This window comes from Pseudomonas sp. LBUM1649, from assembly GCF_059716155.1.
Genome location: NZ_CP166807.1, coordinates 4,463,611 through 4,484,243, shown reverse-complemented (window position 1 = coordinate 4,484,243; position 20,633 = coordinate 4,463,611). Strand labels below are relative to the sequence as shown.

15 protein-coding genes and 1 tRNA gene are annotated in these 20,633 nt (G+C 59.6%); 11 read left to right on the top strand and 5 right to left on the bottom strand.

All coding sequences use genetic code 11. The annotated features are described in order from the left end of the window. Positions 1 to 116: 116 nt before the first annotated feature. The 5 genes from lon to ACA058_RS20680 all read left to right on the top strand — a co-directional run bounded on the left by lon (position 117) and on the right by ACA058_RS20680 (position 6,177). Positions 117 to 2,513: an endopeptidase La gene (lon, locus tag ACA058_RS20700; RefSeq protein WP_008062469.1), complete on the top strand. Its 2,397-nt coding sequence runs from the start codon at positions 117 to 119 to the stop codon at positions 2,511 to 2,513. A 148-nt stretch (positions 2,514 to 2,661) separates the two neighbouring features. After that, positions 2,662 to 2,934: an HU family DNA-binding protein gene (locus ACA058_RS20695; RefSeq protein ID WP_002552737.1), complete on the top strand. Its 273-nt coding sequence runs from the start codon at positions 2,662 to 2,664 to the stop codon at positions 2,932 to 2,934. Between the two features lie 53 nt (positions 2,935 to 2,987). Then, positions 2,988 to 3,065 (top strand) — tRNA-Leu (locus ACA058_RS20690). 102 nt (positions 3,066 to 3,167) lie between these two features. Further along, the gene (locus ACA058_RS20685; RefSeq protein WP_497635694.1) at positions 3,168 to 5,039 is read left to right on the top strand and encodes a SurA N-terminal domain-containing protein; all 1,872 of its coding nucleotides are present in this window, start codon (positions 3,168 to 3,170) and stop codon (positions 5,037 to 5,039) included. Between the two features lie 286 nt (positions 5,040 to 5,325). After that, entirely contained in the window at positions 5,326 to 6,177 is an 852-nt protein-coding gene (locus ACA058_RS20680; protein WP_497635693.1) for a DUF2242 domain-containing protein, read from the top strand. Positions 6,178 to 6,525: 348 nt separating this feature from the next. On the opposite strand, the gene ACA058_RS20675 is transcribed toward ACA058_RS20680, so the two are convergent. The 5 genes from ACA058_RS20675 to ACA058_RS20655 form a co-directional block, all read right to left on the bottom strand. Next, positions 6,526 to 7,581 carry an AraC family transcriptional regulator gene (locus tag ACA058_RS20675; RefSeq protein ID WP_497635692.1) on the bottom strand — a complete coding sequence of 352 codons (1,056 nt, stop codon included), beginning with the start codon at positions 7,579 to 7,581 and terminating at the stop codon, positions 6,526 to 6,528. A 3-nt stretch (positions 7,582 to 7,584) separates the two neighbouring features. Further along, entirely contained in the window at positions 7,585 to 8,715 is a 1,131-nt protein-coding gene (locus tag ACA058_RS20670; RefSeq protein WP_497635691.1) for a carbon-nitrogen hydrolase family protein, read from the bottom strand. Between the two features lie 94 nt (positions 8,716 to 8,809). Next, positions 8,810 to 9,346 (bottom strand): P-loop NTPase family protein, encoded by a 537-nt coding sequence (locus ACA058_RS20665; protein ID WP_497635690.1) that lies wholly within the window; start codon positions 9,344 to 9,346, stop codon positions 8,810 to 8,812. An 82-nt stretch (positions 9,347 to 9,428) separates the two neighbouring features. After that, entirely contained in the window at positions 9,429 to 9,587 is a 159-nt protein-coding gene (locus tag ACA058_RS20660; protein WP_497635689.1) for a DUF2986 domain-containing protein, read from the bottom strand. Positions 9,588 to 9,802: 215 nt separating this feature from the next. After that, a complete protein-coding gene (locus tag ACA058_RS20655; RefSeq protein ID WP_497635688.1) occupies positions 9,803 to 10,420 on the bottom strand; it encodes an XRE family transcriptional regulator in 618 nt (205 codons plus the stop codon). Between the two features lie 45 nt (positions 10,421 to 10,465). Here ACA058_RS20655 and ACA058_RS20650 point away from each other — a divergent pair, with 45 nt between their 5' ends. The 6 genes from ACA058_RS20650 (at position 10,466) to ACA058_RS20625 (ending at position 20,632) form a co-directional block, all read left to right on the top strand. Further along, positions 10,466 to 11,161, top strand: a complete 696-nt coding sequence (locus ACA058_RS20650; protein WP_497635687.1) for a B3/B4 domain-containing protein — start codon at positions 10,466 to 10,468, stop codon at positions 11,159 to 11,161. A gap of 173 nt (positions 11,162 to 11,334) precedes the next feature. Then, a complete protein-coding gene (locus ACA058_RS20645; protein WP_497635686.1) occupies positions 11,335 to 11,541 on the top strand; it encodes a dihydrodipicolinate synthase family protein in 207 nt (68 codons plus the stop codon). 356 nt (positions 11,542 to 11,897) lie between these two features. After that, the gene (locus tag ACA058_RS20640) at positions 11,898 to 13,025 is read left to right on the top strand and encodes an efflux RND transporter periplasmic adaptor subunit (protein WP_497635685.1); all 1,128 of its coding nucleotides are present in this window, start codon (positions 11,898 to 11,900) and stop codon (positions 13,023 to 13,025) included. 13 nt (positions 13,026 to 13,038) lie between these two features. Then, positions 13,039 to 16,101: an efflux RND transporter permease subunit gene (locus tag ACA058_RS20635; RefSeq protein WP_497635684.1), complete on the top strand. Its 3,063-nt coding sequence runs from the start codon at positions 13,039 to 13,041 to the stop codon at positions 16,099 to 16,101. A 5-nt stretch (positions 16,102 to 16,106) separates the two neighbouring features. Next, positions 16,107 to 19,226: an efflux RND transporter permease subunit gene (locus tag ACA058_RS20630; RefSeq protein ID WP_497639976.1), complete on the top strand. Its 3,120-nt coding sequence runs from the start codon at positions 16,107 to 16,109 to the stop codon at positions 19,224 to 19,226. After that, entirely contained in the window at positions 19,223 to 20,632 is a 1,410-nt protein-coding gene (locus ACA058_RS20625) for an efflux transporter outer membrane subunit (protein WP_497635683.1), read from the top strand. The genes ACA058_RS20630 and ACA058_RS20625 overlap by 4 nt, the downstream gene beginning before the upstream one ends. The last annotated feature ends 1 nt before the right edge of the window (position 20,633 follow it).

Here is a 20,633-nt window from a genome sequence, read left to right as displayed (position 1 = left end):
TTTTTGCAGGTTTTTACACAGTCTTTGTGCTTGTTTTTTTTCAAGGCTGCCCCCATCTTGGTTTCAAGCTTACTTCCATCTGTTTCCGGCCTTATGGCCGCCGTAGAGGCGAAATCATGAAGACAACCATCGAATTGCCTCTCCTGCCATTGCGTGATGTTGTGGTTTATCCGCACATGGTTATCCCGCTGTTCGTGGGGCGCGAGAAATCCATCGAAGCCCTCGAGGCAGCGATGACGGGCGACAAGCAGATCCTTCTGCTGGCCCAGAGAAACCCCGCTGACGACGATCCCGGTGAAGACGCACTTTATCGCGTTGGTACGATTGCGACCGTTCTGCAGCTGCTCAAGCTGCCTGACGGTACGGTCAAGGTTCTGGTCGAAGGCGAGCAGCGCGGCGCCGTGGAGCGCTTCAGCGAAGTGGATGGCCACTGCCGTGCCGAAGTCTCGTTGATCGACGAGGTCGATGCGCCTGAGCGCGAGTCGGAAGTGTTTGTCCGCAGCCTGCTGTCGCAGTTCGAGCAATATGTGCAGTTGGGCAAGAAAGTCCCTGCCGAGGTCCTGTCGTCGCTCAACAGCATCGATGAGCCAGGCCGCCTGGTCGACACCATGGCCGCGCACATGGCACTGAAAATCGAGCAGAAGCAGGAAATTCTCGAAATCATCGATTTGTCGGCCCGTGTCGAGCACGTGCTAGCCTTGCTGGATGCCGAGATCGATCTGCTGCAGGTCGAAAAACGCATTCGCGGTCGTGTCAAAAAGCAAATGGAGCGCAGTCAGCGCGAGTACTACCTGAATGAGCAGATGAAGGCCATTCAGAAAGAGCTCGGTGATAGCGACGAAGGGCATAACGAAGTCGAAGAGCTGAAAAAGCGCATCGATGCCGCCGGCCTGCCGAAAGACGCGCTCGCCAAGGCGACCGCCGAACTGAACAAACTCAAGCAAATGTCGCCGATGTCCGCCGAAGCGACTGTGGTCCGTTCCTACATCGACTGGCTGGTCCAGGTGCCGTGGAAGGCCCAGAGCAAGGTGCGCCTTGATCTGGCTCGCGCAGAAGACATTCTCGACGCCGATCACTATGGCCTCGAAGAGGTCAAGGAGCGGATTCTCGAATACCTCGCCGTGCAGAAGCGCGTGAAGAAAATCCGTGGCCCGGTATTGTGCCTGGTAGGTCCTCCGGGGGTGGGTAAAACCTCGCTGGCGGAGTCCATTGCACACGCCACCAACCGTAAATTCGTGCGAATGGCCCTCGGCGGCGTGCGCGATGAAGCGGAAATTCGTGGTCATCGCCGTACTTACATTGGTTCGATGCCAGGAAGATTGATTCAAAAGATGACAAAGGTGGGTGTGCGCAACCCGCTGTTCCTGCTCGATGAAATCGACAAGATGGGCAGCGACATGCGTGGCGATCCGGCGTCGGCGTTGCTGGAAGTGCTCGATCCCGAGCAGAACCACAACTTCAACGATCACTATCTGGAGGTCGATTACGACCTGTCCGATGTGATGTTCCTGTGCACCTCCAACTCCATGAACATTCCACCGGCGCTGCTGGACCGGATGGAAGTCATTCGCCTGCCCGGTTACACGGAAGACGAGAAGATCAACATTGCCGTCAAATACCTCTCGCCGAAACAGATCACGGCCAACGGCCTGAAGAAAGGCGAGCTGGAATTCGACGCGGAAGCGATCCGCGACATCATCCGCTACTACACCCGCGAAGCCGGTGTAAGGGGCCTGGAGCGCCAGATTGCCAAGGTTTGCCGCAAGGCGGTCAAAGAGCATGCGCTGGAAAAACGCTTCTCGGTGAAGGTCACTGCGGACGATCTGGAACACTTCCTGGGCGTGCGCAAATTCCGCTACGGCCTGGCCGAGCAGCAGGATCAGATCGGTCAGGTGACCGGGTTGGCGTGGACTCAGGTGGGCGGTGAATTGCTGACCATCGAAGCCGCTGTCGTGCCGGGCAAAGGCCAGCTGATCAAGACCGGTTCCCTGGGTGACGTGATGGTCGAGTCGATCACCGCAGCCTTGACCGTTGTGCGCAGCCGCGCGAAGAGCCTGGGCATTCCCCTGGACTTCCACGAGAAGCGCGACACGCACATCCACATGCCGGAAGGGGCAACCCCGAAGGACGGCCCGAGCGCGGGCGTAGGCATGTGCACGGCACTGGTGTCGGCACTGACCAGCATTCCCGTACGCGCGGATGTTGCCATGACGGGTGAAATAACCCTGCGTGGCCAAGTATTGGCGATCGGTGGCTTGAAGGAAAAACTGCTCGCCGCGCATCGTGGCGGAATCAAGACGGTGATCATTCCTGAAGAGAATGTTCGCGATCTGAAGGAAATTCCGGACAATATCAAGCAAGATCTTCAGATTAAACCAGTTAAATGGATTGACGAGGTCCTGCAAATTGCGCTGCAATACGCCCCGGAGCCCTTGCCGGATGTGGCTCCAGAGATAGTCGCGAAGGATGAAAAGCGCGAGTCGGATTCTAAGGAAAGAATTAGCACGCATTAGTACGTATTTGCCTGGGGGGCTTCCTTGACAGTTTTTTAGAGCCCTTGTTATAAAGCGGCTCTTAAGTGTCTGTAGGCCATTCAGCACTCGTTTTTGCTTTTACCAAAAAACTTAGAATCATACTCAAATAGATATAAGGGGACTTAGAGTGAACAAGTCGGAACTGATTGATGCTATCGCTGCATCCGCTGATATCCCGAAAGCTGCTGCTGGCCGTGCGCTGGACGCTGTAATCGAATCCGTCACTGGCGCTCTCAAGGCCGGCGACTCCGTGGTTCTGGTTGGTTTCGGTACTTTCTCCGTAACTGATCGTCCAGCTCGCATCGGTCGTAACCCACAGACCGGTAAGACGCTGGAAATCGCAGCTGCCAAAAAACCAGGTTTCAAAGCTGGTAAAGCACTGAAAGAAGCTGTCAACTAAGTTCCATTCAGGTTTTTGCCTATCCGGGGCGGGGTCATGCCTGACCTGGCAGCGGAGCGGTAGTCCAGTCGGCAGGTCGCCGGTCCGAGACACCGAGGCTCGCAAGGTCGAGTCATCGGTCCGCTCCGCCAGTTACGAGAAGGCGCATCCTCGGATGCGCCTTTCTTCTATCCGGATTCTACCCACGCTCCACGGTTGCCTAATTTTGAAGTTCAACCGTTTATGGGGGACGCATGCTGCAAAATATCAGGGACAATTCACAAGGCTGGATTGCCAAGACCATTATCGGGGTCATCGTTGCACTGATGGCTTTGACCGGTTTCGACGCCATTTTTCAGGCTACGACGACCAAAAATGAGGCGGCGAAGGTCAATGGTGAAGAAATCAGCCAGAACGAGCTGAGCCAGGCGGTCGATATGCAACGCCGTCAACTCATGCAACAGCTGGGCAAGGATTTCGACGCCTCCTTGCTCGACGAAAAAATGCTGCGCGAATCGGCCCTCAAAGGCCTGATCGACCGAAAACTGCTGCTGCAAGGCGCAGAAAACTCCAAATTCGCTTTCTCCGAAGCGGCGCTGGACCAGGTCATCCTGCAAACGCCTGAATTCCAGGTGGATGGCAAATTCAGCCCTGAGCGTTTCGATCAGGTAATTCGTCAACTCGGCTACAGCCGTATGCAGTTCCGCCAGATGCTGGCTCAGGAAATGCTGATCGGACAGCTGCGTGCCGGTTTGGCGGGTAGCGGTTTCGTCACCGATGCCCAGGTCCTGGCCTTTGCCCGTCTGGAAAAACAGACTCGCGATTTCGCTTCCCTGAGCATCAAGGTCGACCCGGCAGCCGTGAAGTTGACCGACGAAGAGGTCAAGGCCTATTACGACGAGCACGCCAAGGAATTCATGACGCCGGATCAGGTGGTCATCGATTACCTGGAGTTGAAGAAGGCTTCCTTCTTCGATCAGGTCAGCGTCAAGGACGAAGACCTGCAAGCGGCATATCAGAAAGAGACTGCGAACCTGTCCGAGCAACGCCAGGCTGCGCACATCCTGATCGAAGTTAACGACAAGACTACCGAAGCGCAGGCCAAGGCCAAGATCGAGGAGATCCAGGCCCGCCTGAACAAGGGCGAGAAGTTCGAAGCCCTGGCCAAGGAATTCTCCCAGGACCCGGGTTCGGCAACCAACGGCGGCGACCTGGGCTACGCAGGTCCTAGCGTCTATGACCCAGCGTTCGAGAAAGCCCTGTATTCGTTGGCCAAGGATCAGGTTTCCGAGCCGGTTCGCACCGACTTCGGTTTCCACCTGATCAAGCTGTTGGGCGTGGAGGCGCCTGAAGTGCCGACGTTCGCCAGCCTGAAAGACAAGCTGACCCGCGAATTGAAGGCCCAGCAGGTCGAGCAGCGTTTCGTCGAAGCGACCAAGCAACTGGAAGACGCGTCGTTCGAAGCGTCCGATCTGGTCCAGCCTGCGCAGGACTTGAAGCTGACCGTTCACACCTCCAAGCCTTTCGGCCGTGAAGGTGGCGAAGGCATTGCGGCCAACCGTGCCGTGATCACCGCAGCGTTCAGCCCGGAAGTGCTGGATGAGAGTGCCAACAGCACCGCCATCGAGCTCGACCCCGAAACCGTGATCGTGTTGCGCGCCAAGGAACACCTCAAGCCTGCGCAACTGCCATTGGAAAAGGTCGAGGGCCCGATCCGTGAACAATTGGCCAAGGAGCACGCCAGTGCTGCCGCCAAGACCAAGGCTGATGAGCTGATCGCCAGCCTGCGCGATGGCAAGACCCCACTGGACACCCTGATCGACGGTCAGAACTGGAAGGTTACCGAAGCCGCGACCCGCGCTCAGGAAGGGCTGGACCCGACTGTGCTGCAGGCGCTGTTCCGCATGCCCAAGCCAGCCGCCAAGGATAAACCGACTTTCAGCAGCGTCACCTTGCCTGATGGCAGTCTGATGATCGTGCGTCTGACCGGCGTGAACGAGGCCGCAGCGCCAACCGAAGAAGAGAAGGCTCAATACCGTCGCTTCCTCGCTTCGCGCGTTGGCCAGCAAGACTTCGCTGCTTACCGCAAGCAGCTGGAAAGCCAGGCCGAGATCGAGCGTTTCTGATGCCAGGGTGAGTTTTGCGCTACACAAGAACCCCGGTCCATTGGCCGGGGTTTTGTATGGCAGAATCAAAAGATCGCAGCCTGCGGCAGCTCCTACACGGGATCGACACCTGTAGGAGCTGCCGCAGGCTGCGATCTTTTGATCTTTGCTTTTGTAAAAATGCCGGGTGACTTTCCTGCATATGCGGGGTCAACACCTCTGTAACTGTTTTAAGACACAATCGGTGCGCCGCTAAGCATCGATCTGTTGCACAATACGCCCAGAACCGTTTCTCTCAGGATGTTCAATGTTTAAATCAATTCCCATGCGGGTTGTCGGGCTGGCCTTGGTACTGGCTGCTGCTGCCGGTTGTTCGTCGAAGAAAGCCGCCATCTACGAGCATGAGAACTTCGATGATTCCGGAACGTTTTCCCGTAACTATCCGGTGACCGATTCGGCCTCCTGTGAAGCGGCTCGTCGGGCCTTGCTGAGCCAGGGCTACATCATCACCAGCAGTAATCCGAAACTGGTCAGTGGGCACAAGAGCTTCCAGCAGACCGGTGAAACCCACATGGAAATCAGTTTCAGTGTGGTCTGCGCCGAAGACGGCAGTGCGGCGCATCATGCCACCGTGTTCGCCAACGCCCTGCAGGACAAGTACGCGCTGAAGAAAACCAACAACTCGGCAAGCCTCGGTGTCGGCGTGCTGGGCTCGGTGTCGATGCCGATCGGCTCGTCCGACGACTCGATGGTCAAGGTCGCGAGCGAAACCGTCACATCGGCCAAGTTCTACGAGCGTTTCTTCGCCCTGGTCGAACTGTTCCTGCCCAAGGAAGTGAAAGAAGCGGCGCACATCCCCGAGAAGCCGAAAACCGACCTGGGTATGCCCGAGCCCAAGGCGGCACCGGCACCGGCGCCGTTGGCCCCGGAACCCGCGGCAGAGACTGCGCCAGCGCCAGCGCCAGAGGCAGCGAAGGCTGCCGAAGTTGCCCCTGCCGCTTCAGAGCCGGTAGCTCCGCCGCCGGAGACTGCACCGATTACCTCGACCCCAGCCACCGAGCCAACGCCTTCCGCCGAAGCGATCACGCCACCGGCCAACCCGAGTGACATGGCGCCACCTTCGGAGCCGATCCAGGCCATGCCCATCACTGGCCAGTGACGGGCGGCCACGGGGCCAGACGACATCGCGCCGGCCCCGTCACCGCAACAAAGATTGATCAGTGTCAAACAGACCGTCGTCCTGCGGCCTGCAGCGAAAAAATCCTGTGATAAATTCCCCACCGCCTGCTACGTTTTATCTAGAAGCGACGAAGTGTCGTGTCCGCGTCATTTTTCTTTCATGCGGGCACTTTAGGCTCAAGGCGCTGGTCATTTATTCAGACGTTTTTCAATGAGCTGTGGGGGATTCGAAAATGGACGATTATCAAGAAGAGCTGCTCGAGTATCAGGCGTTTGAACTGGACCCACTGGAGCCCGCCGAAGACGCTACCGAGCTCTAACTTTCAGCTTAAAGCTTGCTGCTTATGGCTGTTTCTCTACGACTACGGCGAAACTCGCCGGGTGTCTGCGCGGTCCACCGCTTGAAGGCGCGTTGAAAGGCTTCGGCTGATGCAAAGCCCAGCAGGTAGGCGATTTCTCCGAACGCCAATTCGGTGTCGCGGATGTAGGTCATGGCCAGGTCGCGACGGGTGTCGTTGAGAATCGCACGAAATTGCGTGCCTTCTTCGGCGAGTTTGCGACGCAGGGTCCAGACGGGCAGCTTCAGGCGTGCCGCCACTTCTTCCAGGTCGGGTTCCCGGCCACCATTGAGCAACGGACCCAGCAACTGAGTGATGCGTTCACGCAGGCTGAGGGTGCGTGTCAATTGCTCCAGCTCCCGCTCGCACAGTTGCAGCAGATGCCGCCAGGTGCTGGGGCAATGCTCGGGGTTGCGCTGGGCAAGGCTGGCCAGGCTCAGGCGCAATTGATTGTGCTCGGCGCCAAACTGGATCGGGCAGTCGCCCAGCACGTCGTAGGCCGCGCGGTAGCCGGGAGCTTCGAACTCGATGTCGATGCGTTCGGCGCGCAGCCGGGCAGGGCTGACGCTGGACAATTGCTGCAACCAACCGCAGATGATCGAATCCACCACGAAACGGTTATAGCTGTTGTAGGGGCTGATGGAGTAGAAGCGCAACCAGGCACCCTGAGGGTCCTCGTCGAAGCTCGATTGACCGCGATAGTTGGAGCCATACAAGGCTTCGAATCGAATCAGGCAGCGCGCCGCCTCACGCACTGTCGGTGCCTGGGCGGCAGTGACGCCGGCAAGGCCGGCCTGGCTCAGGCGGCTGAGCTGGCCCATCTGCAAGCCGAGCGCCGGGTTGCCGGTCAACTGGATGGCAGCGTGGCCCAGGCGCATGTAGCGCGGGATCGAGAGACGGGCACCGGCTTCACTCAGTCGGGCCGCATCAAGGCCGTATTGCTCGAGCAGTGGCTGCGGATCTGCCCCGTGGCTGCGCACGGCGTCGGCCAGGCTGTGAACAAAGCCCACCGACAGATTACCCAGACGCATGGGGGTGGGTTTCATGATTTACAGCCAGAGGTTCAGCAAGCGCGCGCCGCGGGCCTTGCCATCTGCGAAATGCCGGCCGTTGCTGCTGAGAAAACTCTGCCCGGCGCTGCCCTGATCCCAGAACTGTCCGCGCAGGAATACGCTCATGCCGGCGATGGCCTGGCTGGCGGGAGACTGAGTGCTCAAGTTCAGGCGCTGCCAGGCCTGGCCTTCACTGATCTCCCCGGCCTTGAGGCTTACGGAGCCGGGTGTCGATGAGTCCTTGTAGCCACGCCACGGCCGGTCCCAGGTACCGCGGCCGGCAACAAACGCCGGGACTGCGACCAACTGTGCTTGCTGAGTGTCGAGTTTGCGGTAGTTGTCCGGGTACCAGCTGTCGCTGCCGATCAGCACGCCCAGGCGCCCGGCCGGGGTGTCGACGACATTGAGCGTGTGTTCGCCGTTGGCCTTGATCACCTCCTGCGGCTCGAAAACCGGATGCATCTGGCGCTGGGGCTGGCCGATTGGCAGGCCGTCGCGGCCGAACACCACGCTGCTGTTGAACAGTGCGCCACGGCCGATTTTCAGCGTGCCGTCGATGACGCTGGGCTCAGGCAGCACGATGGAGCCTGCCACCAGGGTGACGTGAAATTCCTTAGCCAGCCCGCCGAACAACGCCTGGTAATCCTTGGCCATACCTTTGGCTTTCATGCGCAGGTGCGCGTCGTCGATGCGGCTGTCGCCCTCGGCACCGATCAGCGCGCGGACGAACTTCAGCGGATTGCTCACGGCCAGCCAGTTCATCGCTTCCTTGAAAGTGCTGGCCTGGTACAACTCGTCCTTTTCGCCGCTGACCATCAGCCAGGTGCCGACATGTTCGGGCAATACGACGATGGTTTTTTCATTCAGCAGCCCCTGATCCCGGGCCTTCTGCAAGTAGGCGGCGAGTTTGCGGTGCAAGCGTTCGGGGCTTTGGTAGTCGGTAGGAAACAGCTCGGGCTGGATGCCCAGCAAATTGCCACGGTCAGCGGGCGTGCCCTGATCGACGGCGACATCGATCCGCAGATCCGAGAGGTAAAGGCCCGTCGGGCGATCCGCGGCCCACATTGCGTAGGTCGTAAGAGCGGCGATCAGCGCCATGGAGAAAGTCAGGTACAGAAGTTTGCGCATGGGGAACAGTCAACAGCCGTATACAGGATTCATGGCTTTTCATCGGGTTTGCAGCAAGGATAAAGCGAATCTAGGGGTGGGTGGGGAAAACTTGTCAGTTGTGCTCGCTCAGACCGCCGAGACACAAGCTATCGAGAAACGCGGTAATCTGCCGGCTACCACGCAGGTGCACCGTAGGAATTTGCGGGCCTGTGGCCAGGCGCACCGCCTCGATGCCTGGGCGGTACTCACGATCGAAATTCCACACGAAATTCAGGAAGGTCAGGAACGCCCGGTCGAGCTTCTCGGTACAACCTGCTGCAAGGTCTGGGCGAGGGCGGTTCATTACGCTGCGCCTGATCACCCGGGTGAAACAGGTGAGCCGCGATGTATCGAGCCAGATGATCAGGTCGGCACGGGGCAGGCGAAGGTCGAAGGTACGCCGCGCATAGTTGCCTTCACAAATCCAGGCATCCGCAGCGATCGCATCGCGCACCCGTGCGCGGAACAGCTCGGCGTCGGGTTCGACCCAGCCTGGCTCCCAGAACAGCTTGTCCAGGTGTAGCACCGGCAGACTCAGGCGCTTGCCGAGGGCGCGGGCGAGGGTGGATTTGCCGCTACCGGCATTGCCCAGAATTACAATCCGTTGCATGCGCTGACTTCCTGTCGCAAAAAAGCCGGCGATTATGCAGGTTTTGCGTGGTCAGTTACAGGCTGTTTGAATGTTGTGTAGATCAGCTCTCAGCAGAAATGATCGATTCCTGACTGGCTTCAGCAGCCAGTTTCAATCGGTCAGCTTTGCAAATGTATTTAGGCTTTTTCGGTGCCAATTTGGCGCTGGCCTTTTTGGCGTTGGCCTTGAACAACTGCTTTAGTTTTTTTTGACGGTTCATGGTTTTTCACTCAGCTTGTAAATTCTTCAATGATATCAGCCTGAATGCGCCAGCTACTGCACGAGTTTTCGAACCCGTGCCAGGCAGGGCGCAGACCCGATGAATTCCATGTCGCACCTCGGCTTTCGCTTGGCAATGAATCATGGTCTTTCACTAGGATTTGGACCGAGGGTAAAGGGAATCAATCAAAGGGGATGTCCAGTGAAGTGTGGCTACTATATTTCAGGCGCGGATTGATGGATTTCTGTTACGGACATAGTGAATATCAGTTTTGATTTGCTGTTGTTGGCATAGGCATGAGGAACATCCGTTTTTGCTACAGCAGAGCAACCTTGAGAAATGCTTAACTCGGTTTCACCCACCTTGAAGCTGAGTGTACCTTTCTCCACGTGAAACAACTCGTAAGTCCCCTGAGGATGTCCTGATGATGCAAATGTCTCACCAGGAAACATCTCCCATCGCCAAAGCTCGATCATGTTTGGACCGCTTGTTCCAGCAAGGAGCCGAGCCGTACCCCCCAAGTTTCCTGTCCAGAGTGTAGGGATATCCTTACTCTCGATGAGGTGGGCAGAGGGGGCGTCGGACACGTTCACGACATCAGCAACTGAAAGGCCCAAGGCAGCCGCGATTTTGCACAGGATCGCGATGCTTGGGTTGGCCGTGCATTTCTCTATCTCAACCACCATGCCCTTGCTGACACCGGAGCGACGGGAAAGCTCGTCCAGCGTGATTTTTCGCTTCTTTCGCTCCTGTTTGAGCTTACGGGAAACTGCTTCGCTAACCGTCTGTACGTCGGCGCCCGTGTTGGTCGGTATATTGACTATTTTGGTCATTGGTCGCTAGTATGAAATGGTATTTAGGATTAAGAGGATTCTCTGATGCTGTCCGTACTGCCGTCAATCGACCAAGATGTAATCAAGTTGGCACCTGAGTTCAGAGCGCTGAGCATTGTGGTCGAAGCTGCACCGATCGCCAATCCAGATATCGGCAAGGACGCTCTGGCTCGAGCTTGCCATTCGGTCACGACGGGTGGTGCCAGCTGGGCAGAAGCACATCTGGCGGCTTGGGCGGATCTCTTCCGACAGTTTGGTTCCAAGCCGCAGCGCACTCCTTGCTCAGCTGAAGCTCTGCGTAAACGGGTCCTGCGTGACGGCAGCCTGCCGAGTATCGATCCAGTGGTTGATCTCTACAACGCCATCAGCATTGAGTACGCAGTCCCTGTCGGCGGTGAGAACATTGAGGCCTATGTGGGCTCCCCACGACTCGCTGTCGCGGATGGCACCGAACCTTTTGACACCATGAAAGAAGGCGCCCGAGCCCACGAATATCCTGATGCCGGCGAAGTTGTTTGGCGGGACGATAAAGGCGTGACTTGTCGTCGATGGAATTGGCGGCAAGGTGTCAGAACACGACTGAGTGCAGATGCAAAGCACATGTGGTTCATTCTGGAAAGCCTACCGGCCATGCCACTTGAAACCTTGACTGAAGCCGGTGACAAGCTGATCGAAGGCCTGCAGCTGATGATGCCAGGTGCGCAGATTGAGAGTGCACTGATTGGTCCCGGCGCCCATTGATAAATAATCAAGACGGGAGGCTGCTTGGGGGAGGGGCATGTGGGTCAAGTCCAGCTTTGCCTCGCACGCAGCTTTTTGTTATCAGCGCTTGGAGTGGCTCAAGCGATGAGTCTTCGGGGGCAACCGGTCCTGTAGCAATCCAGTTTCAGAATTACACGATGGAGTCATGAACTATGTTTACCGGCCTTAGTGCGTTTCCTTTGACACCCATGAATGAGCAGGGTGTAGACGTAGCAGCATTTACTCGTCTTGTGGAACAACTGGTAGCTGCGAAAGTGGACTCCATCGGTGCGCTCGGATCTACAGGCAGCTATGCGTATCTTTCTCGGGCCGAGCGCTGTTTACGACAACCCCGGCACCACCCATTTCGAATTTACTGACGAGCTCCACGAGCGCATTGCCCACCTTGGTGACGATGCAAGGAGGCAGCGGGAGCCTGGCTGGGCTACTCGCCGGGTACATTACAGCCCCTCACATGCTCGGGCATTTTGTAGCAAGGCGAATCGAATAACGCCAGGATCACCACAGACCACACGGCGCTGACACCCTACAGGTATCGTTGATTGTCTGTGCGCACCATTGCGTTACCGAGGTTGCAGCTGGCTTTTTCTGTCTTGATGCTGAACGCATACACGGTTGTACAAACAAAGACCGAACGCGCTGTTAAATTGCAATCAGCGAAGTGCCACTTGGCCTTGGTGCGGCATCCTGATTTCGGCGTTCGAGTGAGAAACCCGTGGAGAAAAGCAGACGACGTACGTTCGCCTGGGCAGTAGGCACGTTGTTGCTGGTCGCGTTGTTAATTGCCCTGGGTTTGCACTTCTTTGGCGGCCAGCACAAAGGCAAGCCGCCGGCCGCTGGTGAACCGGTCGCGGTGGTACCGGCCGCCGTGCAAGATGTGCCGGTCTATATCGACGCCCTCGGCACCGTCACGCCGACCCGCAGTGTGACCGTGGTCAGCCAGGTCGACGGCATTCTCAGCAGTGTGGAATTCAAGGAAGGCCAGCTCGTGAGCAAGGGCCAGGTCATCGCCCGAATCGACGACCGTGCCTTGAAAGCCCAGCTGGCGATGGCCAAGGGCAACCTGGCCCACGATCAGGCGGTATTGAGTAATGCCCAGCGCGACCTGGCGCGCTACCGCGAACTGGTCAAGGCCGGCTCCACCAGCCAGCAAACCCTCGATACGCAAGCCTCCCTGGTCCAGCAACAACAGGGCACCGTGGCCGCCGACCAGGGCAATGTGCAGAACCTTGAGGTGCAACTGAGTTATTGCACCATTACTTCCCCCGTCGACGGCAGAGTCGGCCTGCGCCTGGTGGACCCCGGCAATTACGTCACCACCACCAGCAATACAGGCATTGTGGTCATCACCCAGATGAATCCGGCCACCGTGGTGTTCGCCGTGCCCGAGGATGACCTAGGCGCGATCAACCAGGCCATGGGCCGTGGCGCGGTGACCGTGCTGGCCTACGACCGCGATAAAAAGAACTTGCTGGCCACCGGCAGTCTGTTGGCCTTGGATAACCAGGTGGACACCACCACCGGCACCATAAAGGTCAAGGCGCAGTTCGATGATTCGGGAAATGCATTGTTTCCCAACCAGTTCGTCAACGCGCTCCTCAAGGCCGACACCTTGACTCAATTCGCCGTGGTGCCGACCCGGGCGATCCAGCACGGCAGCAAGGGGGACTTCGTGTTCGTGGTCAACGGCACCATGGCCAGCCTGCGCAATATCAAGACCGGCCCGGCCATGGGCGATGTCTCGGCGGTGCTCGACAACGGTGTGAAGCCGGGCGAACAGGTGGTTACCGAAGGCGCCGACAAACTGGATGACGGCTCGCTGGTGAAGGTCGTCGTACAGTGAGGAGCTGCCGATCATGAATATTTCGCGGCCCTTTATCGGACGTCCTGTAGCCACCACCTTGATGATGGTCGCGGTGCTGTTGCTGGGGATGCTGGGTTATCACCTGTTGTCGGTGTCGGCGTTGCCGGAGGTGGACTACCCGACCATCCAGGTCTTCACACAATACCCCGGCGCCAGCCCGGACGTGGTCAGCTCGTCGATCACCGCCCCCCTGGAACGTCAGCTCGGCGAAATGCCCGGCCTGAAGTCGATGAACTCCACCAGTTCCGACGGTGCCTCGGTGGTGACCCTGCAATTCGACCTGTCGCTTTCCCTGGACGTTGCCGAACAGGAAGTGCAGGCGGCCATCAACGCGGCCGGCACTTTCCTGCCAGCCAACCTGCCTTACCCGCCGGTGTACAGCAAGGTCAACCCGGCAGATGCACCGGTACTGACCTTGTCTCTGACCTCGGACGTACTGCCGTTGACCAAGGTCGAAGACCTGGCCGACACCCGCCTGGCGCAGAATATTTCGCAGATCACCGGCGTCGGCCTGGTGACCATCAGCGGCGGCCAGCGACCGGCGGTGCGAGTCGAAGCCAATACGTCGACGCTGAACAACCTCGGGCTTTCCCTCGATGACCTGCGCACCTCCCTGGGCACGGCCAACGTCAACCAGGCCAAGGGCAATATCGACGGCAAGTTCCAGGCTTATTCCATTGGCGCCAACGACCAGCTGCAATCCGCCGACGAATACCGCGACCTGGTGATCGCTTATAAAAACGGCGCACCGATTCGCCTGTCGCAGATCGCCAGTTCCACCCAGGGCCCGGAGAACCCGCGCCAGGCCGCATGGACCAACAGCACGCCGTCGATTGTGCTGAATATCCAGCGCCAGCCCGGCGCTAACGTCATTGAGGTGGTGGACCGCGTGCAGCAATTGCTCCCCAAGTTGCGGGCCAGTCTGCCGGGGACCTTGAAGGTCGAGGTGCTGACGGACCGTACGCAAACCATCCGCGCCTCGGTCACCGACGTGCAGTACGAACTGGCAGTGGCGGTGCTGCTGGTAGTGATCGTAATTTTCATCTTCCTGCGCAATATCGCGGCCACGATCATTCCGGCGGTCACCGTGCCGCTGACCCTGGTGGGCACACTGGCGGTGGCCTACGCCCTAGGCTTTTCCCTGAATAACCTGACGCTGATGGCGTTGACCATCGCCATCGGGTTTGTGGTGGATGACGCCATCGTCATGATCGAAAACATCACCCGCTACATCGAGGCCGGCGACTCACCGCTGGAGGCGGCGCTCAAGGGTTCGGAGCAGATCGGCTTCACCATCATTTCGCTGTCCATCGCCTTGATTGCGGTGATGATCCCGCTGCTGTTCATGGGCGATGTGGTCGGCAGACTGTTCCGCGAATTTGCCATGACCGTGGCCGTGACCATCGTTATCTCGGTGCTGATTTCCCTGACCCTGACGCCGATGATGTGCGCGCGGATGCTGAGGAATAAGCACGAGGAGCGACGCGCAGATTTCTTCGACCGCATCAACACCCAGTACGTCCGAGGACTGGACTGGGTCTTGGCTCACCGCACCCTGACGCTGATCTCGGTGGTGTTCACCGCCGCGCTGACCCTGATGACGCTGGTGATCATGCCCAAGGGCTTTTTCCCCGACCAGGACACCGGCCTGATCCAGGGTATTTCCCAGGCGTCGCCGACCATTTCCTTCCAGCAGATGCAGATCGAGCAGCAGCGCTTGGCGGCACGGATCCTCAAGGACCCGGCGGTGCAGAGCCTGTCGTCCTTCGTCGGCATCGACCAGACCAACCCCACCATCAACCAAGGCAACCTGCTGATCAACCTCAAGCCCCGGGACGAGCGCGACAGCGCCACCGAGGTGATCCGCCGACTGGCCGATGTCAACGCCGACGACGCCGGCATCCGGCTGTACCTGCACTCGGTGCAGGACCTGACCCTCGACGCCACGGTGTCCACCACCAGCTATCGACTTGGCCTGCAAGCCAACGACCTGGATGAACTGGAACAGTGGACTAACAAGCTGCTGGCGGCGGTCAAGCAAGACCCAATGTTTATCGATGTGCAAAGCCAAGCGATGCAGTTCGGCAACCAGATTCAGCTGACGTTCGACCGCGCCACTGCCTCGCGCCTCGGCATCACCCCGCAAGCCATCGATGACGTGCTGTACGACGCTTTTGGCCAGCGCCAGGTGTCGACCATCTACACCCAGCTCAACCAGTACCACGTGGTGATTGCCACCGATCATCTGCCGCGCAATCTGCCGGATCTGCTCACCGGTTTGTACGTCGACATTCCCGCCGGCGGTGTGGCGCCGCTGTCAAGTATGGCGACCCTGCAGGTGGTGCGCACGCCGCTCACCATCAACCGCCTGGGACAATTTCCCTACGCCGATGTGTCCTTCAACCTCGCTCCCGGCCAGACCTTGGGCACGGCGCTGACGCTGCTGCAGGACATCGAGGCCAAGGTCGGTTTGCCGCTGTCGGTGCAGGCCAACCTGGAAGGCGCGGCGGCGACGTTCGAGTCGTCGTTGTCCAACCAGGTGTTCCTGGTGGTGGCGGCGATTGTGGTGGTGTACCTGATGCTGGGGATTCTCTATGAGAGCTTCGTGCACCCTGTGACGATCCTGTCGACGCTGCTGTCGGCGGCCCTCGGGGCGTTGCTGGCGCTGCTGGTAACCGGTACGCAGTTCGACATCATTGGCTTGATCGGAATTGTCCTGTTGATTGGCATTGTGATGAAAAACGGCATCATGATGGTGGACTTCGCCCTGGAGTTGTTGCGCAAGGGCGGCCTGAGCCCAACGGCGGCGATTCGCCAGGCGGCGCAATTGCGCTTCCGACCGATCCTGATGACCAGCATGGCCTCGCTGTTTGGCGCGGTGCCACTGGCGCTGGGTACCGGTATCGGTTCGGAGCTGCGGCATCCACTGGGGATCGCGATCATCGGCGGCCTGTTGCTCAGCCAGTTGTTGACGCTGTTTTCCACCCCGGTGATCTTTCTCGCCATGCACGGCCTGGGGCAGCGTTTCAGCCGTCGCCCGGTTGAAACGGACTGATGGCGATGAACCTCGGCGCGCCGTTTATCAAGCGTCCAATCGCCACCACGTTACTGGCGGCAGGGCTGGCGCTGTTTGGGGCGCTGGCGTTCATGCTGTTGCCGGTGGCGCCGCTGCCGGAGGTGGACTTCCCGACCATCAGCGTCAGTGCCTCGCTGCCCGGTGCCGATCCAACCACTGTCGCCAGTTCCGTGGCCACGCCTCTGGAGCGAGAGTTCGGGCAGATAGCCGGGGTCACGCAAATGACCTCATCCAGCAGCCTGGGCTCGGCCAACATCATCTTGCAGTTCGACTTGAACCGCGATATCGACGGCGCCGCCCGGGATGTGCAGGCGGCAATCAACGCCGCCCGCAGTAACCTGCCCAGCGACCTGTCCGGCAACCCGACTTACCGCAAGGTCAACCCGGCCGATTCGCCGATCCTGATTATCAGCCTGACCTCCGACAGCGCCACGCCGGGGCAGATGTATGACGTGGCCTCGACCTTGCTGGAGCAACGGCTGTTGCAAACCACCGGGGTAGGCGACGTCACCGTGGGCGGCGGCGCATTGCCGGCGGTGCGGGTGGAACTGAACCCGGACCGGCTCAACCAGTACGGCGTCAGCCTGGAACAGGTGCGCCAGGTGATCAGCGCCTCCAACGTCAACCTGCCCAAGGGCTCGGTGGTCATCGGTGACCAGTCCTATGGCATCGCCGCAAATGATCAACTGCTCAACACTGAGGACTACGGGCCGCTGGTGGTCAAGGAGCACAACGGTGACCTAATCCGCATAGCCGACCTTGGCTATGTGCGCGAGGATGTCCAGGACCTGCGCAACTTCGGCCTGTCCAACGGCAAGCCCGCGGTGCTGTTGGTGGTGTTCAAGCAGCCTGGGGCCAACGTGATCGAGACGGTGGACGCGGTGAAGGCCTCGCTGCCGTTCCTGCAAAGCTCGATCCCGGCGTCCATCAAGCTCAACCTGCTGATGGATCGCACCACCACCATTCGCGCGTCTCTGCATGACGTCGAGGTGACATTGTTGGTGTCGATCCTATTGGTGACCCTGGTGACGTTCGGCTTCTTCCGTGACTGGCGCAGCACCCTGGTGCCGGCGATCGTGGTGCCGCTGTCGTTGCTGGGGACCTTCGGCGCCATGTATTTCCTTGGCTATAGCCTGAACAACCTGTCGCTTATGGCGCTGACCATTTCCACCGGTTTTGTGGTGGACGATGCCATCGTGGTGGTGGAAAACATCATGCGCCACCTGGAGCGCGGCAAGACCCGGGTGGAAGCCGCAATGGCCGGGGCGCAGGAAGTGGGTTTCACGGTGCTGACCATCAGTGTGTCCCTGGTGGCGGTGTTTATTCCGCTGCTCTTGATGGGCGGGATTGTCGGGCGGTTGTTCCGTGAGTTTTCGGTGACGCTGTCGACGGCCATCGTGATTTCGATGCTGATTTCCCTGACGGTGACACCGATGCTGGCCAGCATATTGCTGCGGGCACCGAAGGAAATCCGCGCGGGCAACGAACACCCGGACTCACGCTTTCATCGCTTCTATGACCGTACCCTAGGCTGGGTCATCGACCACACGCTGCTGATGGGTCTGGTGACAGTGCTGGTGATCGTCCTCGCCGGGGCCCTGTACGTGCTGGTGCCCAAGGGCTTCTTTCCCCAGGAAGACACCGGCCGCCTGCAGGGCAGCATCCTCGCGAACCAAAGCATTTCCTATGTGGCGATGCAGAAGGACTTCACTGAGATTAACCGCAAGGTGATGCAAAACCCCAATATTGAAAACACCGCCGGCTTTGTCGGCGGCGGGGGTGGTGGCGGGGCGGTCAACAGTGCGCGGCTGTTTGTGTTGCTCAAGCCACTGGCCGATCGCAAGAACAGCGCCACCGACGTGATCGGGCAAATCCGCCACACCCTCGGCGACCTGCCGGGGACCAAACTGTACCTGCAATCGGCACAGGACATCACGGTTGGCGGCCGGCAAAGTGGCGCGCTGTACCAATACACCCTGACCGCCGATGACCAGGAATCCCTGGACGAGTGGGTGCCCAAAGTGGTCGAGGTGTTGCGCAAGTTGCCGCAAATCACAGACCTCAATACCGACCAGCAGGACAACAGCCTGCTGGCCAATGTGACGATCAATCGGGATACGGCGGCGCGGCTCGGGGTCAGTATCTCGGCGGCGGACCAGACGCTGTACGACGCATTTGGCCAGCGGCAGGTCGCGACCCTTTACCGTGCCGCCAACCAGTATCACGTGGTGATGGAAATCGCCCCGCAGTACTGGACCGATCCCTCGGTGCTCAAGGGTACTTACGTGCCGACGGGCACCGTGGCGACCACCAAAGGCAGTACGCCGGCCCCCAACCTGGCCATCAAGACAACCTTGGTACCGTTGTCGGCGATTGCCGATAACTCGGTGGCACGCACGGCGATCTCCATCAGCCACCAAGGCACCTTTCCAGCGGTGACCGTATCGTTCAACCTGGCCCCTGGCACCTCCATCGGCCAGGCTACCGCGCTGGTGGACGACGCCGTGAAGCAGTTGCGCATGCCTGCCAGTGTGGTCGGCCAGTTTGCCGGAACCGCCCAGGTGTTCCAGTCGTCGGTGGCCAGCGAGCCGTTGCTGACCGTCGCTGCGCTGCTGTCGGTGTATATCGTGCTGGGCATCCTCTACGAAAACCTGATGCACCCACTGACCATCCTCTCGACCTTGCCCTCGGCCGGTGTGGGCGCGTTGATCGCCTTGCTGCTGACGGGCACCGAGTTGTCGATCATTGCGCTGGTGGGGGTGATTCTGCTGATCGGTATCGTGAAGAAGAACGCAATCATGATGATCGACTTCGCCATCACCGAGCGCCGGGAGTTCGGACTGACGGCCAAGGAAGCGATTCGCCGCGCCTGCCTGATTCGTTTCCGGCCAATCATGATGACCACCCTGGCGGCCGTTCTCGGCGCATTGCCGCTGGTGCTGGGCACCGGCTACGGCTCGGAGTTGCGCCGGCCTTTGGGTACTTCGATTATTGGTGGTTTGCTGCTCAGCCAGGTGCTGACGCTGTACACCACTCCAGTGATCTACCTGTGGCTCGACCGGGCGTCCCAGCGCCTGGGGCGGCGTAAGGAAGCAAGGTTATGAAACTGAAATACAGCGTGCTGTTCATCAGCCTGGTACTCGGTGGCTGCATGGTCGGGCCTGACTACCAGAAGCCTGCAATGGAGTTGCCGCAGTCGTTCAAGGAAGGCGCGCAGTGGCAGCGGGCGGCGGCCAATCCCCAAGGCGCGTTGGACAGCCAGTGGTGGCTGGCTTATCAGGACCCGGTGTTGAATGACCTTGTGGCGCGCTCGGCCAAGGCCAACCAGTCGATCATTGCTGCTGAAGCGGCTTATCGGTTGGCCAAGGCGCAGGTGGCGTCGAGTCGGGCCGGGCTGTGGCCGACGGTTGGCGTGGGCTTGTCGGTTTCGCGGGGGGAGGGCGGCGATAGCACCACCAGCACCACCTCAAGCGGGGTCAAGAACAGCTTCAGCGCCACCTTGACCGCCAGTTGGGAGCCGGACCTGTGGGGCGAGGTACGCCGTAGCATCGAGTCGAGCCAGGCGACGGCCCAGCAATCCGATGCCTTGCTGGCTGGGGTGCGGCTGTCCATCAGCTCCAGCGTGGCCAGTAACTACCTCGCGCTGCGGCAGATGGATATCGACGTGCGGCTGCTGCAACAGCAACAGAAGATCAATCAGCAGCTGCTGGACATGATCCAGTCCCAGTACACCCAGGGTGTCGCCACCAACGACCAACTGCTGGTAGCCCAGGACCAACTGACTACCTCGATTGCCGATCTGCAGACCTCGCTGCGCGATCGCGAGCAATATGAACATGCCTTGGCGGTGTTGGTGGGCGTGGCACCGAGCGAGTTTGCTGTAGCATCGCGCAATGACTTCACCTTCGTCCTGCCTCGGTCACCGCTGACCTTGCCTTCGACCCTGCTTCAGCGCCGCCCCGATGTGGTGGCTGCCGAACGCTCGGCGGCGGCGGCCAACGCGAAAATCGGCGTCGCCGAAGCCGCATTCTTTCCCTCCCTGGACCTCACCGCCCAGCTCGGCTATCGCGGCAGCGCCCTTGGCGGCTTGTTCTCCTTGCCCAATCTCATCTGGACCCTGGGCCCTGCATTGGCCGAAACCCTGTTCGACGGCGGCGCCCGCGAGGCAGCGTTCAAACAGGCCGAGGCCAGCTACGACCAAATCGCCGCCAATTACCGCGGCACTGTGCTTAGCGCCTTGCAGAACGTTGAAGACAACCTCTCGGCCATCAACCACCTGCAAACCCAGGCCGACGCCTTCCAGCAGGTTTATCAGCGCAACCAGCAACTGTTCGGTAGTCAGGAGGCGCAGTTGCGCGCTGGTACCGTCAGCCAAGAGGCGGTGCTGACCCAGCAACTGGTGTTGCTGCAAGCCGAGCAGAACCTGCGGGACACCCAGGGCCAGCTCAGTCAGGGCAGTGTCGCGCTGATCCAGAGCCTGGGGGGCGGCTGGCAAGCCACCGGGCACTGAA

Bases quoted from the DNA above. Each gene is read 5' to 3' on its own strand.
- ACA058_RS20650 (WP_497635687.1), top strand. From the start codon at position 10,466: ATGCTGTCCGTACTGCCGTCAATCGACCAAGATGTAATCAAGTTGGCA.
- lon (WP_008062469.1), top strand. From the start codon at position 117: ATGAAGACAACCATCGAATTGCCTCTCCTGCCATTGCGTGATGTTGTG.
- ACA058_RS20685 (WP_497635694.1), top strand. From the start codon at position 3,168: ATGCTGCAAAATATCAGGGACAATTCACAAGGCTGGATTGCCAAGACC.
- ACA058_RS20675 (WP_497635692.1), bottom strand. From the start codon at position 7,581: ATGAAACCCACCCCCATGCGTCTGGGTAATCTGTCGGTGGGCTTTGTT.
- ACA058_RS20655 (WP_497635688.1), bottom strand. From the start codon at position 10,420: ATGACCAAAATAGTCAATATACCGACCAACACGGGCGCCGACGTACAG.
- ACA058_RS20635 (WP_497635684.1), top strand. From the start codon at position 13,039: ATGAATATTTCGCGGCCCTTTATCGGACGTCCTGTAGCCACCACCTTG.
- ACA058_RS20665 (WP_497635690.1), bottom strand. From the start codon at position 9,346: ATGCAACGGATTGTAATTCTGGGCAATGCCGGTAGCGGCAAATCCACC.
- ACA058_RS20670 (WP_497635691.1), bottom strand. From the start codon at position 8,715: ATGCGCAAACTTCTGTACCTGACTTTCTCCATGGCGCTGATCGCCGCT.
- ACA058_RS20625 (WP_497635683.1), top strand. From the start codon at position 19,223: ATGAAACTGAAATACAGCGTGCTGTTCATCAGCCTGGTACTCGGTGGC.
- ACA058_RS20630 (WP_497639976.1), top strand. From the start codon at position 16,107: ATGAACCTCGGCGCGCCGTTTATCAAGCGTCCAATCGCCACCACGTTA.
- ACA058_RS20660 (WP_497635689.1), bottom strand. From the start codon at position 9,587: ATGAACCGTCAAAAAAAACTAAAGCAGTTGTTCAAGGCCAACGCCAAA.
- ACA058_RS20680 (WP_497635693.1), top strand. From the start codon at position 5,326: ATGTTTAAATCAATTCCCATGCGGGTTGTCGGGCTGGCCTTGGTACTG.
- ACA058_RS20645 (WP_497635686.1), top strand. From the start codon at position 11,335: ATGTTTACCGGCCTTAGTGCGTTTCCTTTGACACCCATGAATGAGCAG.